The following is a 19,874-nucleotide window of genomic DNA, read 5'->3' on the forward strand; positions in this document are numbered from 1 at the left end:
GCGCTTGCTGCACAAGGTATTCCGATTCGGGGTCGGCGAACGCGGTGGCCTCGTCGAGGATCAGGACCGGGGTGTCCGCCAGGATTGCCCGCGCGATCGTCAACCGCTGCCGTTCCCCGCCCGACAACCCCGTTCCCGCGCCGAGCACCGTGTCGTAGCGGTCAGGCAATCGCATGATGCGGTCGTGGATCTGGGCCTGGCGCGCCGCCTCCTGAATCTGCGCCGCGGCGGCATCCGGGACGGCCAGCGCGATGTTCTCGGCGACGGTGCCGTGCACCAGCTGCGTCTCCTGCAGGACGAAGCCGACCTTCGCGTAGAGCTCATCGGCGGTCATCGACCGGATGTCTTGCCCCCCAACGCGTATCGCGCCCTCTTCGACGTCGTGGAACCGGGCCAGCAGGGCGGCCAGCGTGGACTTGCCGGACCCGGACGGGCCGACGAGGGCGGTGACGGTGCCGGGCCGCAGCGTCAGCGACACGTCGCGGATCACCGGGACGCCCGGGCGATAGCCGAAGCTGACGTCGTCGAACACCACCGTCGCCGACGGATCCCCGGACCCGTCTTGCGGCCGCACGGCGAGTTCGGGCTCGTCGAGTGTGTTCTGCAGGCGCCGGGCGGCCAGCATGCCGGCGCTGATGCCGCCCACTCCGTACGCGATACCCAGCAGGCGTGCCCCGAATGTGGTGCCCAGCAACAGGAACGGCACGAGATTCACCGGATCCATCCGCCCGGTGACGGTGAGCAGGGTGCCCGTGAGCACGATGAGCCACAAGAAGGTGGAGGGCCGGGTGACCAGGTCCATCAGCGTCTTCTTGCCGGCGAGCGGCCGCTGCCAGGAGACCAGGAATTCGACGTATTCGTCCAGGCGGCGGCGGAAACTGGAGGCGGCCGCGCCGCCGAAGACGCGGATCACCGGCTGGCCCTCCAGGTAGGCGCCGGCCTCGCCGCTCATCTTCTCGGCCCAGCGCTGCGATTGCGGAATGCGCGGGCCCGACTGAATCGTGAGCGACGACGTCAACACCAGGTACACCAGCACGGGCAGGAACAGCACGAGCGCCACCCGCCAGTCGACGGCGAAGAGGTAGACCAGCACGGCCACCGGTGCGATGATCGCCGCGACCGCGTCCGGGATGGCGTGGGTGACCAGATAGTGCAGCGACAGCGTGTCGTCCTGCAGCAGCTGCTTGATCGAGCCCGATCCACGCGTGGTGAACCAGCCCAGTGGCAATCGGGATAGCTTGCGCAACAACCGCGACCGCAGGTCGGCGGCGAACCGGGCGTCGACGACGTGCAGCCACAGCGTGAGCGCCGCGCCGAGGACGGCGCCCGTTCCCAGCAGCGCAACGGCCGCGATCCCGACGTTCCAGAGTCGGGATGCGGGCGCCCCGGTGACCAGCAGGCGGGCCAGCTCGACCAGCAGGACGAACGGCGCCAGCTGCACCATGGTGATGACGGCCTGCAGCACCCCGGAAAGAATCAGCGCCGAGCGCAACGGCGCGAGCAACCGGCCGGCCCCCTGAGCGCGCCAGTGGCCGCGCGCTGCGGGGGCGGGCGTCTGCGAGGTCGGTCCTGGCGGCGAAACCTGCTCGTGTGCGGGCTCATTCACGGATGCGGGCTCGTCGCCGCGCTGGATGCCCATCGCCCGGCCGGCGCTCCAGTAGGCCTGGGCGTGAATCTCCGACTTGGGAAAACCGAAGTCGTCGCGCAGTCGCGTGCGGACGTGCTTGAGGACCGTGGCCTCGGGTGTGGCCCACGCGTACCAGTTGGACCAGTCGCGGTTATGGATCGCCGCCGCAAGGGACTTCTCGTCGCGGCGGGCCACCCAGTGCACTCTCAGACGGGGGTGCGGCGCGATCGGGATCAGGACGTCATGGTCGTCGTGTTGCTCGAGATACATCTCGATCGGCACTTCATTGGGGACGACTCCGATGATCCCGTTCATGCCGGGGATCGACGCCGAGTCACCGATCAGCAGGTAGCCGGCCGGCTGCTCGGGTGGCACGTCGAAGCGCGACGAGCCCATCAGCGCCATGACGGCGATCGTCGCGCCGGGTTCCACGGTGCGCGCCCACTTCGACGCCGGGCCTGCGGGCTCGTGCAGCACGACGTCGACCGCGAATCGGCCGTTCGGGGCGTCGGCCTCGGAGATGGTGTAGGCGCGCTGGAACTCGGTGTTGGATCCGTCGGGGTCGGGAAACCAGAACCGCAGCCACGCGGCGGGTTCGGCATCCACGTCCTCGAACAGTGTCGGCGACGCCATCCGCACCCGCACGAAATGCGGTGCAATCTGGACGGTTTCGAGCACCGTCGCGGTGTGGTCGCGAGCGCCGAAGCTGCGCAACATCACGCCCTGGAACCCGCGTGCCATCGGCGGTCCTTTCCCGCGGCGCTGAGGCTTCGCGACGGACTTCAGGAGCGGCCGGCCGGACGGAACCTCCGCTGAATACGTTACCGCCACAAACTAAGGGTTGCCTTACCAAAGGTCAAACTCGGGCTGCCGGGGGTCGATCGGTAGCCTGGACGTGTGAGCGGTGAATCGGTTCCGCCGGTGTTGCTCTACGACGGGGTCTGCGGCGTCTGCAACTCAGCGGTGCGGACGATACTTCGGTTCGATCCCCACGGCACGCTGCGCTTCGCGCCCCTGGACAGCGATTTCGCCCAGGAGGTCTTTGCCCGGCACCCGGCCGTCAAAGACGTGGACTCGGTGGTGTTCGTCGACGAACCCGAACAGCCGGGAGAACGCGTCGCCGTCCGGTCCGCGGCCGCCCTGCGCGTGGTGGATTACCTTGGCGGTCCGTGGAAGCTGCTCGGGGCCGCCCGCATCATCCCGGCTCCCCTGCGCGACTGGCTCTACGACCGGATCGCGGACGTCCGCTATCGCATCTTCGGCAAATACGACACGTGTCCGCTGCCGCCGCCGGAGGTTCGTGCCCGCTTTCTGCAGGCCTAGTAGTCCGCGTCGAGGGCCAGGTCGGCCTCGGACTCACTCCTTTTCAGCTCGGCCAGCTTGCGGTCCTCGGCCGCGAACTCGCGATGGTGAACCGCCGATTTCTGGTGTGCACCCACGTCAGACACGCGTTGTTCGACGCTGCGGTCTTGGACCCGCGCGATTCGTTCGTGCTGCAGGGCCGATTCCTCCAAGCTGCGAGCGGCCGAGAGCCCGGCATGCGCGGCGCGTTCCCGCGCTTCCGCGGCCCGTCGTTCGGCTCGCTCGACATCTTTGGCGGTAACTGTTTCGTCGTTTCCGATGGCCATGGCGTCTCCCTGGTGTCCCGTGCATTGCACGTACCCCGCAGGGAGGGTTTAACGCCCGCCGAAGGCGAACAGATGGTGCGGGCGGAGGGACTCGAACCCCCACGCTCTTTCGAGCACCGGCACCTAAAGCCGGGGTGTCTGCCAATTCCACCACGCCCGCAGCGTGCCGATCGTACCGCTCAGTGCGGGGACCGGCCCGGTGGTGGCGCGCCTCGACGTATTCGTCGGAGCCAAGTCGTGAGCGGTACCGTCAAGGGGTGTCCACTACGCGTCGTCGCAGGCCCGCCCTGATCGCCTTGGTGATCGTCGCGGCGTGTGGTTGCCTGGCGCTGGGCTGGTGGCAATGGACCAGGTTCCAGTCGGTCTCCGGCACGTTCCAGAACCTCGGCTATGCGCTGCAGTGGCCGTTGTTCGCCTGGTTCTGCGTGTACGCATACCGCAAATACGTGCGCTACGAAGAGATGCCGCCCGAGCCTCGGCGCGATACCGAACTCACCGAGATACCCTCCGGCTTGCTGCCCGAACGCCCCAAGCCGATGCAACAGCCGTCCGACGATCCCGCGCTGGCGGAGTACAACGCCTACCTGGCCGAGCTTGCCAAACAAGACACCCAAAAGCAGAACAGGACCACCGCATGACCACACCGGAGACACCTGGACCTCAGGCGTCGGCATTCCCCGTGGAGAAGATCCGCAGCGCGTTGCTCGGCTACCGGGTCATGGCGTGGGCGACGGGGCTCTGGCTGATCGCACTGTGCTACGAGATCGTCTCGCACCTTGTCCTGCACCACGAGATCCGCTGGATCGAAGTGGTGCACGGTTGGGTGTACTTCATCTATGTCCTGACCGCCTTCAATCTGGCCGTCAAGGTCCGCTGGCCAATACCCAAGACGATCGGTGTCCTCCTTGCCGGCACCATCCCGCTGCTGGGGATCATCGTCGAGCAAGTCCAGACCAGGGACGTGAAGGCCCGCTTCGACTTGTAGACCTCATCCGCGACGGAAGCCGCTCGACCGCGCGACACACGATGCGGGCGGACGCCTAGGCCAACTCGCGCAGCGCCGGCACCAGCAACGCCAGCGCGCGGCCGCGATGCGAGACCGCGTCCTTCTCCTCGGGACTGAGCTCCGCCGCGGTGCGGTCGGACCCGGCCGGAAGGAAAACCGGGTCATAGCCGAAACCGCCGCCGCCCCGCGGTTCCCGCGCGATGGTCCCGGACCACTCGCCGCGGACGACGACCTCCCCGGACGGCCCGGCCAGGGCGCAGGCGGAGACGAAGGCCGCGCCGCGCCGGTCGTCGGGCACGTCGCTCAACTGCGCCAGCAGCAGCCCGGTGTTGGCGGCGTCGTCGCCGTGGTTACCCGACCAGCGCGCCGAGAGCACGCCGGGCATCCCGTTCAACGCGGCCACCTCCAGACCGGAGTCGTCGGCCACCGCGGGTAAGCCCGTCGCGGCGAACGCATCGCGAGCCTTGGCCAACGCGTTGTCCTCAAAAGTGGCGCCCGTCTCGGGCGCCTCCGCGAAGGCGGGCACGTCGTCCAAAGACACCAACGTCAACCCCGTCAGCCCGGCCGCGTCGAGCACCCGGCGCAGTTCGGCGAGCTTTTTGCGGTTGCGGCTGGCGACCAGCAGCCGCGATGATCGCAACCGTGGCGAAGCCGGGCGCCGCGGGTCAGCACCATCTGACCCGGTCAGCTGCCGAACGCCTTCGGCGGCGGAGCCCCCTCGGGGAGCTCGCCCGGGTACGGCAGGGCCAGCGCCTCGCGCTGGGCGGCGAACAGCTTGTCACAGGCAGCCAGCGCCACGTCGAGCAGCTTGTCCAACGTCGAGCGCGGGAACGTCGCCCCCTCGCCGGTCCCCTGCACCTCCACGAGGGTTCCGGTGTCGGTGGCGACGACGTTCATGTCGACCTCGGCCCGCGCATCTTCCTCGTAGGGCAGGTCCACCCGGATCCGGCCGTCGACCACCCCGACGCTGACCGCCGCGATGGCGCACGACAGCGGCCGGGGGTCGGAGAGCTTGCCGGCCGCGGCAAGGTAGGTCACGGCGTCGGCCAGCGCGACGAAGGCGCCCGTGATGGCGGCGGTGCGGGTGCCGCCGTCGGCCTGCAGCACGTCGCAGTCGACGGCGATGGTGTTCTCCCCCAACGCCGCCAGGTCGATGCAGGCCCGCAGCGAGCGCCCGACCAGCCGGCTGATCTCCTGGGTGCGCCCGGACAGGCGCCCCTTCACGGCTTCGCGGTCGGAGCGCGTGTGGGTGGCCGACGGCAGCATCGCGTACTCCGCGGTCAGCCACCCCAGACCCGACCCCTTGCGCCAGCGCGGCACCCCCTCGGTGACGCTGGCGGTGCACATGACCTTGGTGTGGCCGAATTCGATCAGCACCGACCCAGCCGGGTGGTCGGTGAATCCGCGGGTGATGACTACGGGTCGAAGCTCGTCGTCGAGGCGGCCGTCTTCTCTTCTGGTCACGACGCCAACCCTAACGCGGGGCGCTCAGACCCTTTCAGAGCGGCGGATGTCGAACGTTTCGCCGCACACCACCGCGTGGACGGGGCCGTCGAACTCGGCCTTGGCCTCGCTGATCACGTCCTCACGCGACGTCCACGGCGGGATGTGGGTGAGCAACAGCTCGCGAACGCCGGCCTGCGCCGCGGTCCTGCCCGCCTCGGTGCCCGACAGGTGCAGGGCGGGCGGCCGGTCCGGCGAGTGCGTCCAGGAGGCTTCGCAGAGGAAGACGTCGGCGTCGCGAGCCAACTCGACCAACTGGTCACACACGCCGGTGTCGCCGCTGTAGACGAACGAAGCGCCTGTGGAATCGGTGATCCTCATGCCGTAGGACTCCGTCGGGTGGGCCACCACCCGCGGCGTCACCGTGAGCGACCCGAAGGTCACCGGTTCGCCGTCGACCCAGTGCCGAACGTCGAAAATGTCTGAGCAGTCGTCGATTTCGCCACCATACGGTGACGAGGCGGCGCCCAGTCGAGACCAGGTGTCACCGGGGCCGTACAACAACGCCTTGCCGCCGGGGCGGGACGGGTGGTAGCGCCGCCATACGAACAGGCCGGGCAGATCGAGGCAGTGGTCGGCGTGTAGGTGTGACAGGAGCACGTGCACGGAGGCGGGATCGGCGTAGCGCTGCAGCGCGCCCAATACACCGCCGCCGAAGTCGATGACCATCGGCGGAGTGTCCGGTGCCCGGAGCAGATATCCCGACGCGGGCGAATCCGGCCCCACCACGCTGCCCGAGCAGCCGAGCACGGTTATTCGCACGGACACTACTGTGCCATGCCCGATGCGACCGTGACGAAAACATCGCCGCATTCATGTGATGAGAATCTCGTCATCCGCACATGGCGATCACGAGCGCGGCGAAGCCGGGCTAAGTGGGTCGCCAACAATCGCACATGGCGATCACGAGCGCGGCGAAGCCGGGCGAAGTGGGTCGCCATCAACCGCACATGGCGATCACGAGCGCGGCGAAGCCGGGCGAAGTGGGTCGCCATCAATCGCATTAGTCGATCCGCACGTGGTGAACGGGTTGCACACCGGTGACCGCGGGACCCAGGAACCGGGCCGCCAACTTGGTGAAGGCCTCGGGGTCGCCGGTGGCTTCGAAGACCCGGGTCGCGGGTGGCGCGTCATGCGGGCGCAGCAGGTCGCGCTCGGTGAGCACCCGCAGCACCTCCTTGGCGGTTTCCTCGGCGCTGGACACCAGCGTCACGTGCTCGCCCATCGCCAGCTGGATCAACCCGGACAGCAGCGGGTAATGCGTGCAGCCGAGCACCAGGGTGTCGACCTGGGCGCGCTGCAACGGCTCCAGATAGCCCTCCGCCAGCCCGAGCACCTGGCGGCCACTGGTGACACCGCGCTCGACGAAGTCGACGAAGCGCGGACAGGCCACCGCGGTGATCTCGGTGTCGCGGGCGGCGGCGAACGCGTCCTGGTAGGCGTGCGAGTTGATGGTCGCCCGCGTGCCGATGACACCGATGCGACCGTTGCGCGTCGTGGCGACCGCGCGGCGCACCGCCGGCAGGATCACCTCGACGACCGGCACGTCGTAGCGCTCGCGGGCGTCCCGCAGGCACGCCGCCGACGCCGTGTTGCAGGCGATCACCAACGCCTTGACGCCGCGGCCCACCAGGTCGTCGCCGATCGCCAGCGCGTGCGCGCGGACCTCGGGAATGGTGAGCGGACCGTACGGTCCGTGGCCGGTGTCGCCGACGTAGACGATGTCCTCGTCGGGCAATTGGTCGATGATGGCCCGCGCGACGGTCAGTCCCCCGACGCCGGAATCGAAGATCCCGACGGGCGCCAACGGCGAGCTCATGTCTGGGGGCGCGGCGTCATGGCGCCGGCTTTCCTCTTCGCGCGGGCCTTGCGTTCCGGTGCGGACAACCAATACGCGGCGATGACACCGGCGATGGCGCCGCAGAGGTGACCCTGCCACGACACGCCCCCACACCTGCCCAGCACCGGCATGGCGCCCAGCAGCACGCCGCCGTACGCGAACAGCACCACCAATCCGATCGCGATGTCGGCGAACCTGCGCACGAAGATCCCGAACACGAGCAAAAAGGCCAACCAGCCGAAGATCAGGCCGGAGGCCCCGATGTGATCGGTCGGCCCGCAGGAGCTGCCCACGTTGCCGATCAGCCAGGTGCCGAAACCGCCGAGGATCCACACGATCGCCGTGGCCCAGACGAACCGGCTCAGCCCGGCCAGCGTCATCAGGAAGCCCAGCACCAGAAGCGGGATCGTGTTGGCCATCAGATGCTGCCAGTTGGCGTGCAGGACCGGGGCGAAGACGATCCCCCACAGCCCGTCGGCCTCGAGCGGCCTGATGCCGTTTTCGTCCAGGGAATGCCGAGTCAGCTGATCGATGAGCTCGATGAGGTAGAGCAGCGCGACGAAGGTTAGGATCGTGGCCCCGCCCACCATCCACGTGGGCCGCTTCGCCTGGCCCGCCGGTGCGCCGGGACGTCCCTTCGGGGTCGTCTTACCCATAGCTGCAGGTTACCGGCGCCGACGGCGCGAGTCCGTCATGGGGCGAACGCACCCGACAACACGCCCCGGTAGGTCGGTATCCCCGCCACCGAACCCGCCGCGAACACGCCGGCCAGCACCGCCCGCGCCACGCAGTCGGCCGCCGCGGCACCCACCTCCGCGGCCAGCCGCATCTCCGGCGAAAACGAGGCGGGCGAGTCTGCCGTCGGCGGCACCTCGACCGCCCCGGTCGCCAGCGCGAAGACCGTGTCGCCGTCATACGGGGTGTGTGCCGGGCGGATGGCGCGGGCCAGTCCGTCCTGGGCGGCGACGGCGACGCGGCGACACGCGGCCGGGCTGAGCGCCGCGTCGGTCGCCACCACCCCGATGACGGTGTTGAGCGGGTTCTGCAGCGGGCTCGCCGCGGTGGGCAACTGCGCGAAGGCGTCGATCTGCTCCGCCGGCGGTGGCCGCAGCCCGAACTCCCTTACCAAGTCCGCCATCCACGGCAGGCCGGTGGCCCGGTCGGCGACGTCGCCGGCGGAGTTCACCACGACCACCGCGCCGACGGTCACCCCGCACGGCAGCGCCGTCGAGGCGGTCCCGACGCCGCCCTTGAGCACCCCGGCCCGCGCCCCGACACCCGCGCCGACGCTCCCGACGGCCGGCGCCCCCGCAACGTCGGCGGCTTCGCAGGCCAGGTAGCCGAACTCCGGCGTCGGGCGACAGTCCCAGCCGCCGACCGGCAGATCGAATATCACCGCGCCGGGCACGATGGGCACCACACCGCCGCCCATCGCCACGCCGCGCTCGCGCTCCTCCAGCCAGCGCATGACGCCGTCGGCGGCCGCCAAACCGTAGGCACTGCCGCCGGCGAGCAAGACCGCGTCGACGTACCGGACGGTGTTGGCGGGATCGAGCAGGTCGGTCTCCCGCGTGCCGGGCGCACCGCCGCGGCAATCGACCGCGCCCACGGTCCCCGGCGGTGTCAGCACGACGGTGACGCCGGAGGCCCATCCGGCGCCCATGGTCGCGTCGGGGTCGAGTCGTTGGTGGTGCCCGACGCGGATGCCCCCGACGTCGGTGATGGCGTCCGTCCGGCCGCCATCGGGGCTCATCGGGGCCCCATGAGCACCAGAACGAGGTATTCCTGCAGGACGGTCAGCCACTGGTAGACGTCGAAGTGCACGGCCAGCGGGTGGTCGGCGGGCAGGCGCTCCGGTCCTTGCGGCCCGACCTCGAGCATGACCCCCAACGTCAGCCGGATGTCGTTGACCGCCGCGACCCAGGCGTTCGCGTCCTCCTCGCTCAGGTTGAACCGGCCGCCGCCATCGGGAACCGTATCCAACAACCGCTGCGCGGCAAGACGTTTGGCGTCGATGATCTCGGGCTCGTGCAGGCTGCGCAGCGCGGCGTTCAGGCTCTCCGCGGCGTCGGGGCCGGACGGATCAGCGTCGTCCGGATGGAAGAAATCGGGCAGCAGCCGGCGCAGGGTCGGATCCTTCGGCGGTTCGCTGTTTCCCGTCTTGATGCCGGTGATCTCCTCGAGTTCGTCTGCGGGAGTGGAGGACTCACGCTCGTCGAGCAACCCGACCATGGCCGTTGCCAGGTTCTTCAGCAGGGCGGCTTCGTGAGCCGCCAGCGCGGACCGAAAACTGGGACCGTCCGCGGTCTCGACGCGCTTCCATTTGCGCACAGGTAATCGCCGGGGCCCTCGCCGATTACCGGTCCTGCTGCAGCGTCGCCCACAACCCGGCGGCATGCAGCTTGGAGACGTCGACTTCCATGGATTCCCGGCTACCGGCCGACACCACCGCCCTGCCCTCGTTGTGTACCTGCAACATGAGCTTGGTGGCGTGCGGCTCGCTATAGCCGAACAACTTCTGGAACACATACGTCACGTAGGTCATCAGATTGACCGGGTCATCCCACACGATCGTGACCCACGGACTCGCCGTGACGTCTAACGGGGCGGACTCACGTTGTCCTGTAGTGCCCGGCTTAGCGGGCGCTGACATTACAACCATGGCCTACACGATACCGAGGGTGACGTGAGGTTTCCGAGCCCCCGACGGCAGCCGATACCGTTATGGAATGAATGACCCGGTCGTAACTGGGCTGCTAACCGACAAGTACGAGTTGACGATGCTGGCGGCGGCGCTGCGAGACGGCACCGCCGACCGCGCGACGACCTTCGAACTGTTCGCACGCCGGCTGCCCGACGGCCGCCGTTACGGCGTGGTGTGCGGCACGGGGCGGCTGCTCGAGGCGTTGCCCCAATTCGGCTTTGGCGACGAGGCGTGCCAGTTGCTGGGCCAATTCCTCGATCCGGATACGTTGCGCTACTTGCGGGATTTCCGTTTCGGGGGTGACATCGACGGCTACGCCGAAGGCGAGCTGTACTTCCCCGGTTCGCCCGTGTTGTCGGTGACCGGCACGTTCGCCGAGTGCGTCGTGCTGGAGACATTGGCGCTGTCGATCTTCAATCACGACACGGCGGTCGCGTCGGCGGCGGCGCGGATGGTCAGCGCGGCCAGGGACCGCCCGCTGATCGAGATGGGTTCACGGCGAACCCACGAGCACGCCGCGGTCGCCGCGGCGCGCGCCGCCTACATCGCCGGCTTCGCCGCGTCCTCCAACCTCGAGGCCCAGCGCCGATACGGCATCCCCGCGGAGGGCACCTCCGCGCACGCGTTCACGATGCTGCACGCGAGCGGCGAACCCGCCGAGGTGACCGAACTGGCCGCGTTCCGCGCTCAGGTCGACGCGCTGGGCGTCGGCACCACCCTGCTGGTGGACACCTATGACGTGACCGCCGGCGTGGCCAACGCCGTGGCCGCCGCCGGGGACGCGCTCGGGGCGGTGCGCATCGACTCCGGCGAGCTGGGCGTGCTGACCCGCCAGGTCCGCGACCAGCTCGACCGGCTGGGCGCCACCGGGACCCGGATCGTGGTCTCCGGCGACCTCGACGAGTTCTCCATCGCCGCGTTGGGTGCCGAACCGGTCGACAGCTACGGCGTCGGCACGTCGCTCGTGACGGGTTCGGGCGCACCGACGGCGAACATGGTCTACAAGCTGGTCGAAGTGGACGGCATGCCGGTGCAGAAGCGCAGCAGCCACAAGGAATCCCGTGGCGGTCGCAAGGAGGCGCTGCGCCTGGCCCGCTCGTCGGGCACCGTCACCGAAGAAGTGGTGTATCCCGCCGGCCGCCCGCCCTCGGTCACCGAACCGTATCGGGCGTTGACGGTCCCGCTGGTGCGCGGCGGCGACGTGGTGGCCAAACCGAATGTGGCCGCGGCGCGAGAGCTGGTAGCTTCCGGGCTGCGCAGTCTGCCGTGGGAGGGTTTGAATCTGTCGCAGGGCGAGCCCGCGATCCCGACGACGCAGATCCCCGCCGCCCGCCCGTAGCACCGAAGAGCAAAGAGGATAGCCACGTCCGAAGTGTCCGTGCCCGAGTTGCTGGCCCTCGCCGTGGCCGCGCTCGGCGGCAGTGAGCGCAGCGGCCAGCTCGAGATGGCCGACGCCGTCACGCGGGCGTTCGCCACCGGTGAGCATCTGGTCGTGCAGGCCGGCACCGGCACCGGAAAGTCGCTGGCCTACCTAGTGCCGGCGATCGTCCGTGCCATCGACGACGACTCGCCCGTCGTCGTGTCCACGGCGACCATCGCGCTGCAGCGCCAGCTCGTCGATCGCGATCTGCCCAGGCTCATCGATTCGCTCGCCGATGCGCTCCCCCGCCGCCCGCAATTCGCGCTGCTCAAGGGTCGCCGAAATTATCTGTGCCTGAACAAGATTCACAACGGCGGCGCCGAGGCCGAGGATGACACCGGCGACCGGCCGCAGGAGGAGCTCTTCGATCCCATGGCGGCCACCGCCCTGGGCCGCGACGTCCAACGCCTCACCGCCTGGGCGTCGACCACGGACTCCGGCGACCGCGACGACCTGAAACCCGGTGTGCCAGAACGATCCTGGTCCCAGGTCAGCGTTTCGGCGCGCGAATGTCTGGGCGTGGCACGCTGCCCGTTCGGCGCCGAGTGCTTCTCCGAGCGGGCGCGCGGCCGGGCCGGCGCCGCCGACATCGTGGTGACCAACCACGCGCTGCTTGCCATCGACGCCGTCGCCGAATCGGCCGTGCTGCCCGAGCACGAGTTGCTGGTGGTGGACGAGGCCCACGAGCTGGTCGACCGGGTGACCTCGGTGGCAACCGCCGAGCTGACGCCGGCCGCCCTGGGTGTGGCGGCGCGCCGAATCGCCCGGCTGGTGAATCCAGAACTCACACAACGCCTGGAGGCGACGACGGCCAACTTCGCCGCGGCGATCCACGAGGCCACACCGGGCCGCATCGACCGCCTCGACGACGAGCTGGCCACCTACCTGACCACGCTGCGCGACGCGGCCGGCGCGGCACGCTCGGCGATCGACGGCACGAGCGACGCGAAAGCCGCCGCGGCCCGCGCCGAAGCGGTGGCGGCGCTGAGCGAGATCTCCGACACCGCCTCGCGCGTCCTCACGTCCTTCGCCCCGGCGATCCCCGATCGCACCGACGTGGTGTGGCTGGATCACGAGGACAACAGGGGCGCCACGCGCCCGGTGTTGCGGGTGGCCCCGCTGTCGGTCGCCGGCCTGCTGCGCGACCGGGTGTTCTCCCGTTCCACCACGGTGTTGACGTCGGCGACCCTGGCCATCGGCGGGTCCTTCGACGCCATGGCGGCGGCGTGGGGGCTGACCGCCGCGGACACCGGGGACGCGCGCTGGCGCGGCATCGACGTCGGCTCGCCGTTCCACCACGCCAAGGCGGGGATCCTTTACGTCGCCGCCCACCTGCCGCCACCGGGCCGCGACGGCACGGGTTCCGCCGAACAGCTGACCGAGATCGAGGAGCTGATCACCGCGGCGGGTGGGCGGACCCTGGGATTGTTCTCGTCGATGCGCGCCGCGCGGGCCGCCGCGGAGGCCATGCGCCAGCGGTTGTCGACGCCGGTGCTCTGTCAGGGCGACGACAGCACCTCGGCGCTGGTCGAGCAGTTCAGCGCCGACCCGCAGACGTCGCTGTTCGGCACCCTGTCGCTGTGGCAGGGCGTCGACGTGCCGGGTCCGTCGCTCTCGCTGGTGCTCATCGATCGCATCCCCTTTCCCCGGCCGGACGACCCGCTACTGGGGGCGCGGCAGCGCGCGGTGGCCGCGCGCGGCGGCAACGGCTTCATGGCCGTCGCCGCCAGCCACGCCGCGCTGCTGCTGGCCCAGGGCTCGGGACGGCTCTTGCGGCGCGTCACCGACCGCGGAGTGGTCGCAGTGCTGGACTCGCGGATGGTCACCGCCGGCTACGGCGGCTACCTGTGCGCCTCGCTGCCGCCGTTCTGGCAGACCACCGACCCGGCCCAGGTCCGCGCCGCGCTGGAGCGGCTGCGCACCACCTCGGAAAGCCAGCCCGCCTGAGCTCAGCGGGCCAGGGTGACCAGGCCGAGTTCGGCGCTGGAAGCGAGCATCGGGTGGTGGGGCAGCACGCGGACCGTGTACCCGACCGCCCCCGCCAGCGGTAGCGACAGCGTCGTCGAGAACACCTGGTTGCCGCCTTCGGCGGTCCCGGTGTACGACATCTCGACCGTGACCGGATCCAGCAGCGCGTCGCTGGCGTCCACCCTGCCCACCACCCCTTGAACGGTGACCTCGTCGGGCGCGAGGCCGTCCAGGGCCACGGTGGCGGTCAGCGTCAGCTTGGCGCCGAGCACCGGCGTGTCCGGCAGCCCGGTGCTGTCGACATCGGTGATGGTGATCTTCGGCCACGCCTCTTCGGCGCGCCGCCGGTAACCGGCCACCTCGCGCGCGGCGCCGAACTCACCGCCGTCCTCGCCGTCCTCGGCGGGCCCGACGGTCCTGCGCAGCGACTGCGCCGCGTGCGTGTAATACCGCTCGACGTAGTCGCGCACCATGCGCGAGGCCAGTACCTTGGGGCCGAGCGTCTGCAACGTGTGCCGCACCATCTCGATCCACCGTGGTGGCACCCCGTGCTCGTCGCGCTCGTAGAACTTGGGCGCGACGGCCTGCTCGAGCAGGTCGTAGAGCGCGCTGGCCTCCAGGTCGTCGCGGCGGGCCTCGTCGGCCACACCGTCGGCGGACGGTATCTCCCAACCGTTTTCGCCGTCGTAGCATTCGTCCCACCAGCCATCGCGGATGGACAGGTTCAGGCCGCCGTTGAGCGCGCTCTTCATCCCGGACGTGCCGCACGCCTCCAGCGGCCGCAGCGGGTTGTTCAGCCAGACGTCGCATCCCCAGTACAAGTGCCGGGCCATGGACATGTCGTAGTCGGGCAGGAACGCGATGCGGTGGCGCACCTCCGGGCGGTCGGCGAAGCGAACCACCTGTTGGATCAACGCCTTGCCGCCATCGTCGGCGGGGTGCGACTTACCGGCGACGATGAGCTGGATGGGCCGGTCCTCGTCGAGCAGCAGGCGTTCGAGCCGCTCCGGATCGCGCAGCATCAGCGTCAGCCGCTTGTAGGTCGGCACCCGTCGGGCGAACCCGATGGTGAGCACATTGGGATCGAATGCCGTTGCAATCCAACCCAATTCGGCGTCCGATGCGCCACGTTCGAGCCAGGACTTGCGCAGCCGCCGCCGGACGTCCTCGACCAGCAACGACCGCAATTGCGAGCGGATCCACCAGAGGTGGCCCGCATCAACCTGATTCAGCCGCAGCCAGACGCCCGGATCGCCGAACGAATCGGAACCGGCCAGCTCACGCCCCAGCTGCAGCCATTGCGGCGCCGCCCAGGTGCGCGCGTGCACCCCGTTGGTGATGGACCCGATCGGCACCTCGTCCGAGTCGAACCCGGGCCACAGCTCGTTGAACATGGCGCGGCTGACCTCACCGTGCAGCAACGAGACGCCGTTGGCCCGTTGCGCCAGCCGCAAACCCATGTGCGCCATGTTGAATTTGGTCGGGTCGTCCTCGGCGCCGAGCGCGAGGATGCGGGCAGTCGGCACGCCCGGCAACAACGCGGGGGCGTTCTTGCCACCGGCTTTCTCGGTCCTCTTCCCGGGGTCCTCCTCGACATGCCCGTCGAAGTAGAGCCGCACCATGTCGATCGGGAACCGGTCGATGCCCGCGGGAACCGGGGTGTGGGTGGTGAACACCGTGCTGGACCGCACGACGGCCAGCGCGGTGTCGAAGTCGAGTCCGGCATCGGTCATCAACTCGCGGATGCGTTCGGCGCCCAGGAACCCGGCGTGCCCCTCGTTCATGTGGAACACCTCGGGCGCCGGCAGGCCTTCGATGGCGGTGAACGCGCGGATCGCCCGCACGCCCCCGATGCCGGCCAGCAGCTCCTGGCGCATCCGATGTTCCTGGTCGCCGCCGTAGAGCCGGTCGGTGATGCCGCGCAGGTCGTGCTCGTTCTCGGGGACGTCGGAGTCCAGAAGGAGCAGCGGAACCCGCCCCACCTGCGCGACCCAGATCCGCGCGTGCAGCTGGGCGGAGTCGGGAAGCGTCAGCTCGACCAGGACGGGATCCCCGGTGGAATCGGTGAGGAGCCGCAACGGCAACCCCTGCGGATCGAGCGACGGGTAGGTCTCGTTCTGCCAGCCGTCCGCGGTCAGCGACTGGCGGAAATACCCCGACCGGTAGTACAGGCCGACCGCCACCAGCGGCACCCCCAAGTCGGAGGCCGACTTCAGGTGGTCCCCGGCGAGGATGCCCAGACCGCCCGAGTAGTTCGGCAGCACCTCCGCGACGCCGAACTCCATCGAGAAATAGGCGATGGCCGTCGGCATCGCCACGCCGTCGGCTTGTCGCTGCTGGTACCACAGCGGCCGGGACAGGTAATCGTTCAGGTCGGCGGCCAGCTCGTCGAGCCGGCCGAGGAAGTTTTCGTCCAGCGCCAGCTCGTCGAGCCGTGCCGGATTCACCGCGCCCAGCAACGCCACTGGGTCAGACCCGCACCGCTCCCACAGGTCCGTGTCCACGGTCGCGAACAGCTCCTGGGTCGGCTTGTCCCACGACCATCGCAAGTTGGTCGACAACTGGTCCAGCGCGGCCAGCCGTTCGGGGAGGTGAGCACGGACGGTAAAGCGGCGGAGGGCTTTCACGCATCCTTACCTTACTGAGGATTTCGCGCCGCGCACGTGGGCGGTAGACGGCTTTTCCCGCCGGGGGTGTGACCGGACACTAGGGTGGGTATCGGTTAGTTATTGGGGCCGCAACGGCGCTTCCCCGCAGAGGAAGTTCCCCACGACAGGAAATTTCGCCAGACGAGAGGCATTCCGCGACGAAGCACACGCGGTTTGCCCGCACACAATCGGAACCAGCCGACGACGACGCGGTCCGAGTCCGAGGGAGCGGACCGAGATGAAGTCGGCTAGTCGGAACTCTGCCGGCGACTCCGCGGCCCGAGAGATCGGGCCGGGGAGGAACGGGCAAATCGGAACGGAGTGTTGTGCCTGGTCGTGTCGAGATCGATAACGTCCAACCCGTCGTCTCATGCGGCGCGTACCCCGCCAAGGCCGTGGTCGGTGAGATCGTCCCGGTCAGCGCGGCGGTGTGGCGGGAGGGCCACGAGGCCGTCGCCGCGACGCTGGTCGTGCGCTACCTGGGGCCGCGCTATCCGCAAGTAACCGAAACGCGCCGAATCAAAGCGGTTCAAGCCCCCGTCAAGGCCGCGCCCGAAGTCGACGGCATTGTGGACCAGCAACGAGTCAAGCCGCTGCTGCTGCCGATGACGTTGGGCCTCGAGCCGTACGTCTTCCACGGGCAATTCATGCCCGACCGGGTCGGCCTGTGGACCTTCCGCGTGGACGGCTGGGGCGACCCGATCCACTCCTGGCGGCATGGCCTGGTCGCGAAGCTCGAGGCCGGCCAGGGCGAGACGGAACTGTCCAACGACCTCCTGGTCGGGGCCGGGCTGTTCGAGCGCGCGGCCACGGGGGTACCGCGCACGAAGCGTGAGCCGCTGCTGGCGGCCGCGGCGGCATTGCGCGCTCCCGGTGACCCCGTCACCCGGACCGCGTTGGCCCTGGCGCCCGAAATCGACGAGATCCTGGCCGAGTACCCCTTGCGCGATCTCGTCACCCGCGGCGAGCAGTACGGAGTGTGGGTGGACCGGCCGATGGCCCGCTTCGGTTCCTGGTACGAGATGTTCCCCCGCTCGACCGGCGGTTGGGACGCCGACGGCAAGCCCGTACACGGCACGTTCGCCACGGCGGCCGCCCAGCTTCCGCGGATCGCGGCGATGGGGTTCGACGTCGTTTACCTGCCGCCGATCCACCCCATCGGCAAGGTACATCGCAAGGGGCGCAACAACTCTCCGACCGCCGCCCCTTCAGATGTGGGTTCGCCGTGGGCGATCGGCAGTGACGAGGGCGGCCACGACGCCATCCATCCGCAACTGGGCACCCTCGAGGACTTCGACGCCTTCGTCGCCGCGGCGCGCGGACACGGCATGGAGGTGGCGTTGGACCTGGCGCTGCAGTGCGCGCCGGACCACCCCTGGGCGCGCGACCACCGCGAGTGGTTCACCGAATTGCCCGACGGCACGATCGCCTACGCGGAAAACCCGCCGAAGAAGTATCAGGACATCTATCCACTGAACTTCGACAACGACCCGGCGGGCCTCTACGACGAGGTGCTGCGTGTCGTGCGGCACTGGATGGACCACGGCGTCAAGTTCTTTCGGGTGGACAATCCGCACACGAAGCCGCCGAACTTCTGGGCGTGGCTGATCGCCCAGGCGAAGGGCATCGACCCCGACGTGCTCTTCCTCTCGGAGGCGTTCACGCCGCCGGCCCGCCAGTACGGTCTGGCCAAGCTCGGGTTCACCCAGTCCTACAGCTACTTCACGTGGCGCACATCCAAGCAGGAGCTCACCGAGTTCGGCGAAGCGATCGCCGCCGCGGCGGACTTCCGGCGGCCGAACCTGTTCGTCAACACGCCCGACATCCTGCATGCGAGCCTGCAGCACAACGGCCCCGGCATGTTCGCGATCCGCGCGGTGCTGGCGGCGACGATGGGTCCGGCGTGGGGCGTGTATTCCGGATACGAGCTGTTCGAACACCGCGCGGTGCGGGAGGGCAGCGAGGAGTACCTGGACTCGGAGAAATACGAACTGCGGCCTCGCGATTTCGCGGGTGCGCTGGCCGAGGGACGCTCGCTGGAGCCGTTCCTCACCCTGCTGAACTCGATTCGCCGGCTGCATCCGGCGCTGCAGCAGCTGCGCACCATTCATTTCCACGCGGTGGACAACGACGCATTGCTGGCCTACAGCAAGTTCGACCCGGCGACCGGCGACTGCGTGTTGGTGGTGGTGACGCTCAACGCGTTCGGGGCCGAAGAGGCCACGCTGTTTTTGGACATGGCGGCTTTGGGTATGGAGCCCTACGAACGATTTTGGGTGCGCGACGAAATCACGGGCCAAGAATTCCAATGGGGGCAAGCAAACTACGTTCGCATCGACCCTGCGCGAGCGGTCGCGCATGTGATCAACATGCCACTCATCCCGCAGGACGCGCGAATGAAGCTGCTCCGCAGGCCACCGAACGGACCGGAGGGATTGTGAGATGAGCCAAGCCGACCAACTGGCCAGGACGCACCTGGCCCCCGACCCGGCCGACCTGGGCCGCCTCCTGGCCGGCACGCAGCACAACCCGCACGGCATCCTGGGCGCCCACGAGTATGCCGACCACACCGTCATCCGGGCGTTCCGGCCGCATGCGGCCGAGGTGGTCGCACTCGTCGGAGACGACCGGTTTCCGTTGGAGCACATCGAATCCGGGTTGTTCGCCACGGTGCTGCCGTTCACCGGCCTGATCGACTACCGGCTGCAGATCAAATACGAGGGCGCCGACCCTTACACGGTCGCCGACGCGTACCGCTTCCTGCCCACGCTGGGCGAGGTCGACCTCTTCCTGTTCGGCGAGGGTCGACACGAGCGGCTCTGGGAAGTCCTTGGGGCGCATCCCCGCTCGTTCACCACGGCAGACGGCGTGGTCAACGGCGTGTCGTTCGCGGTGTGGGCGCCCAATGCCAAGGGCGTCAGCCTGATCGGCGAGTTCAACGGCTGGACCGGCAGCGACGCTCCGATGCGCTCGCTCGGCTCGTCGGGGGTGTGGGAGCTGTTCTGGCCCGACTTCCCCGCCGACGGTCTGTACAAGTTCCGCGTCCATGGCGCCGACGGGGTCGTGACCGAGCGGGCCGACCCGATGGCCTTCGCCACAGAGGTTCCGCCGCACACCGCCTCCCGCGTCACGCGCAGCAAGTACACCTGGCAGGACGCCGAGTGGATGGAACAGCGCGCCCAACGCAATCCGGTGTTCGAGCCGATGAGCACCTACGAGGTGCACCTCGGTTCGTGGCGCCCCGGCCTCGGCTACCGGCAGCTCGCCGAGGAGCTGACCAACTACGTGGTGGAGCACGGCTTCACGCATGTGGAGCTGCTTCCCGTCGCCGAGCATCCGTTCGCCGGATCCTGGGGCTACCAGGTGACGTCCTACTACGCGCCGACGTCCCGTTTCGGCACGCCCGACGAATTCCGGGCCCTGGTCGATGCGCTGCACCACGCCGGCATCGGCGTGATCGTAGAGCGGGGTGCCGTCGAATCGTCCCAGCGCCCACGCGTCCTTCGGGAAGTGCGCAGGCACCCAGTCCC

General features: G+C 69.3%; 17 protein-coding genes, 1 tRNA gene and 1 pseudogene. 7 read left to right on the forward strand and 12 right to left on the reverse strand.

Going from position 1 to position 19,874, the window contains the following annotated elements; translation table 11 throughout:
• Nucleotides 1–2,368: ABC transporter ATP-binding protein/permease (locus A9X05_RS14940; RefSeq protein ID WP_067782359.1), on the reverse strand; the 2,368-nt coding region annotated here is incomplete at its 3' end.
• A gap of 156 nt (nt 2,369–2,524) precedes the next feature.
• On the opposite strand from A9X05_RS14940, the gene A9X05_RS14945 reads away from it, so the two are divergent.
• Nucleotides 2,525–2,950: a thiol-disulfide oxidoreductase DCC family protein gene (locus tag A9X05_RS14945; protein ID WP_067757829.1), complete on the forward strand. Its 426-nt coding sequence runs from the start codon at nt 2,525–2,527 to the stop codon at nt 2,948–2,950.
• Here the strand turns inward: A9X05_RS14945 and A9X05_RS14950 are convergent.
• Both A9X05_RS14950 and A9X05_RS14955 read right to left on the reverse strand, forming a co-directional pair.
• Nucleotides 2,947–3,285 carry a hypothetical protein gene (locus A9X05_RS14950; RefSeq protein WP_197499069.1) on the reverse strand — a complete coding sequence of 113 codons (339 nt, stop codon included), beginning with the start codon at nt 3,283–3,285 and terminating at the stop codon, nt 2,947–2,949. The two genes, A9X05_RS14945 and A9X05_RS14950, sit on opposite strands and share 4 nt — an antisense overlap.
• A gap of 43 nt (nt 3,286–3,328) precedes the next feature.
• A tRNA-Leu gene (locus tag A9X05_RS14955) sits at nt 3,329–3,415 on the reverse strand.
• A 97-nt stretch (nt 3,416–3,512) separates the two neighbouring features.
• Here A9X05_RS14955 and A9X05_RS14960 point away from each other — a divergent pair.
• Nucleotides 3,513–3,893, forward strand: a complete 381-nt coding sequence (locus A9X05_RS14960) for a hypothetical protein (protein ID WP_067757831.1) — start codon at nt 3,513–3,515, stop codon at nt 3,891–3,893.
• Nucleotides 3,890–4,240: a DUF3817 domain-containing protein gene (locus A9X05_RS14965; protein WP_067757833.1), complete on the forward strand. Its 351-nt coding sequence runs from the start codon at nt 3,890–3,892 to the stop codon at nt 4,238–4,240. The genes A9X05_RS14960 and A9X05_RS14965 overlap by 4 nt, the downstream gene beginning before the upstream one ends.
• A 55-nt stretch (nt 4,241–4,295) precedes the next feature.
• On the opposite strand, the gene rdgB is transcribed toward A9X05_RS14965, so the two are convergent.
• The 8 genes from rdgB to clpS form a co-directional block, all read right to left on the reverse strand.
• Entirely contained in the window at nt 4,296–4,901 is a 606-nt protein-coding gene (rdgB, locus tag A9X05_RS14970; RefSeq protein WP_067757836.1) for an RdgB/HAM1 family non-canonical purine NTP pyrophosphatase, read from the reverse strand.
• Nucleotides 4,902–4,945: 44 nt separating this feature from the next.
• A complete protein-coding gene (gene rph / locus A9X05_RS14975) occupies nt 4,946–5,725 on the reverse strand; it encodes a ribonuclease PH (RefSeq protein WP_067757838.1) in 780 nt (259 codons plus the stop codon).
• A gap of 24 nt (nt 5,726–5,749) precedes the next feature.
• Nucleotides 5,750–6,532, reverse strand: coding sequence for a cyclic nucleotide-degrading phosphodiesterase (locus A9X05_RS14980; protein WP_067757840.1), 783 nt, complete (start codon nt 6,530–6,532; stop codon nt 5,750–5,752).
• A 235-nt stretch (nt 6,533–6,767) separates the two neighbouring features.
• The gene (murI, locus tag A9X05_RS14985; protein WP_067281152.1) at nt 6,768–7,583 is read right to left on the reverse strand and encodes a glutamate racemase; all 816 of its coding nucleotides are present in this window, start codon (nt 7,581–7,583) and stop codon (nt 6,768–6,770) included.
• Nucleotides 7,580–8,260, reverse strand: a complete 681-nt coding sequence (locus A9X05_RS14990) for a rhomboid family intramembrane serine protease (protein ID WP_082970978.1) — start codon at nt 8,258–8,260, stop codon at nt 7,580–7,582. The genes murI and A9X05_RS14990 overlap by 4 nt, the downstream gene beginning before the upstream one ends.
• A 35-nt stretch (nt 8,261–8,295) precedes the next feature.
• Nucleotides 8,296–9,357: a P1 family peptidase gene (locus A9X05_RS14995; protein ID WP_067782362.1), complete on the reverse strand. Its 1,062-nt coding sequence runs from the start codon at nt 9,355–9,357 to the stop codon at nt 8,296–8,298.
• The gene (locus A9X05_RS15000) at nt 9,354–9,935 is read right to left on the reverse strand and encodes a DUF2017 domain-containing protein (protein ID WP_067757849.1); all 582 of its coding nucleotides are present in this window, start codon (nt 9,933–9,935) and stop codon (nt 9,354–9,356) included. The genes A9X05_RS14995 and A9X05_RS15000 overlap by 4 nt, the downstream gene beginning before the upstream one ends.
• A 25-nt stretch (nt 9,936–9,960) precedes the next feature.
• Nucleotides 9,961–10,266, reverse strand: a complete 306-nt coding sequence (gene clpS, locus A9X05_RS15005) for an ATP-dependent Clp protease adapter ClpS (protein WP_067757852.1) — start codon at nt 10,264–10,266, stop codon at nt 9,961–9,963.
• Nucleotides 10,267–10,333: 67 nt separating this feature from the next.
• Here clpS and A9X05_RS15010 point away from each other — a divergent pair, with 67 nt between their 5' ends.
• Nucleotides 10,334–11,647 (forward strand): nicotinate phosphoribosyltransferase, encoded by a 1,314-nt coding sequence (locus A9X05_RS15010; protein ID WP_067782365.1) that lies wholly within the window; start codon nt 10,334–10,336, stop codon nt 11,645–11,647.
• Between the two features lie 18 nt (nt 11,648–11,665).
• Nucleotides 11,666–13,675 (forward strand): ATP-dependent DNA helicase, encoded by a 2,010-nt coding sequence (locus tag A9X05_RS15015; protein WP_067782368.1) that lies wholly within the window; start codon nt 11,666–11,668, stop codon nt 13,673–13,675.
• A gap of 2 nt (nt 13,676–13,677) precedes the next feature.
• Here A9X05_RS15015 and glgP read toward each other — a convergent pair whose 3' ends face one another.
• Nucleotides 13,678–16,323, reverse strand: a complete 2,646-nt coding sequence (glgP, locus tag A9X05_RS15020; RefSeq protein WP_067782371.1) for an alpha-glucan family phosphorylase — start codon at nt 16,321–16,323, stop codon at nt 13,678–13,680.
• A 347-nt stretch (nt 16,324–16,670) separates the two neighbouring features.
• Between glgP and A9X05_RS15025 the strand changes: the two genes are divergently transcribed.
• Together A9X05_RS15025 and A9X05_RS15030 are read left to right on the forward strand one after the other, a co-directional pair.
• Nucleotides 16,671–18,785, forward strand: a complete 2,115-nt coding sequence (locus A9X05_RS15025) for an alpha-1,4-glucan--maltose-1-phosphate maltosyltransferase (protein WP_067782374.1) — start codon at nt 16,671–16,673, stop codon at nt 18,783–18,785.
• A gap of 1 nt (nt 18,786) precedes the next feature.
• Nucleotides 18,787–19,874, forward strand: a pseudogene (locus A9X05_RS15030) (alpha-amylase family glycosyl hydrolase); the annotation flags it as partial.

It is taken from the genome of Mycobacterium sp. E3298 (assembly GCF_001666895.1).
Lineage (GTDB): Bacteria > Actinomycetota > Actinomycetes > Mycobacteriales > Mycobacteriaceae > Mycobacterium.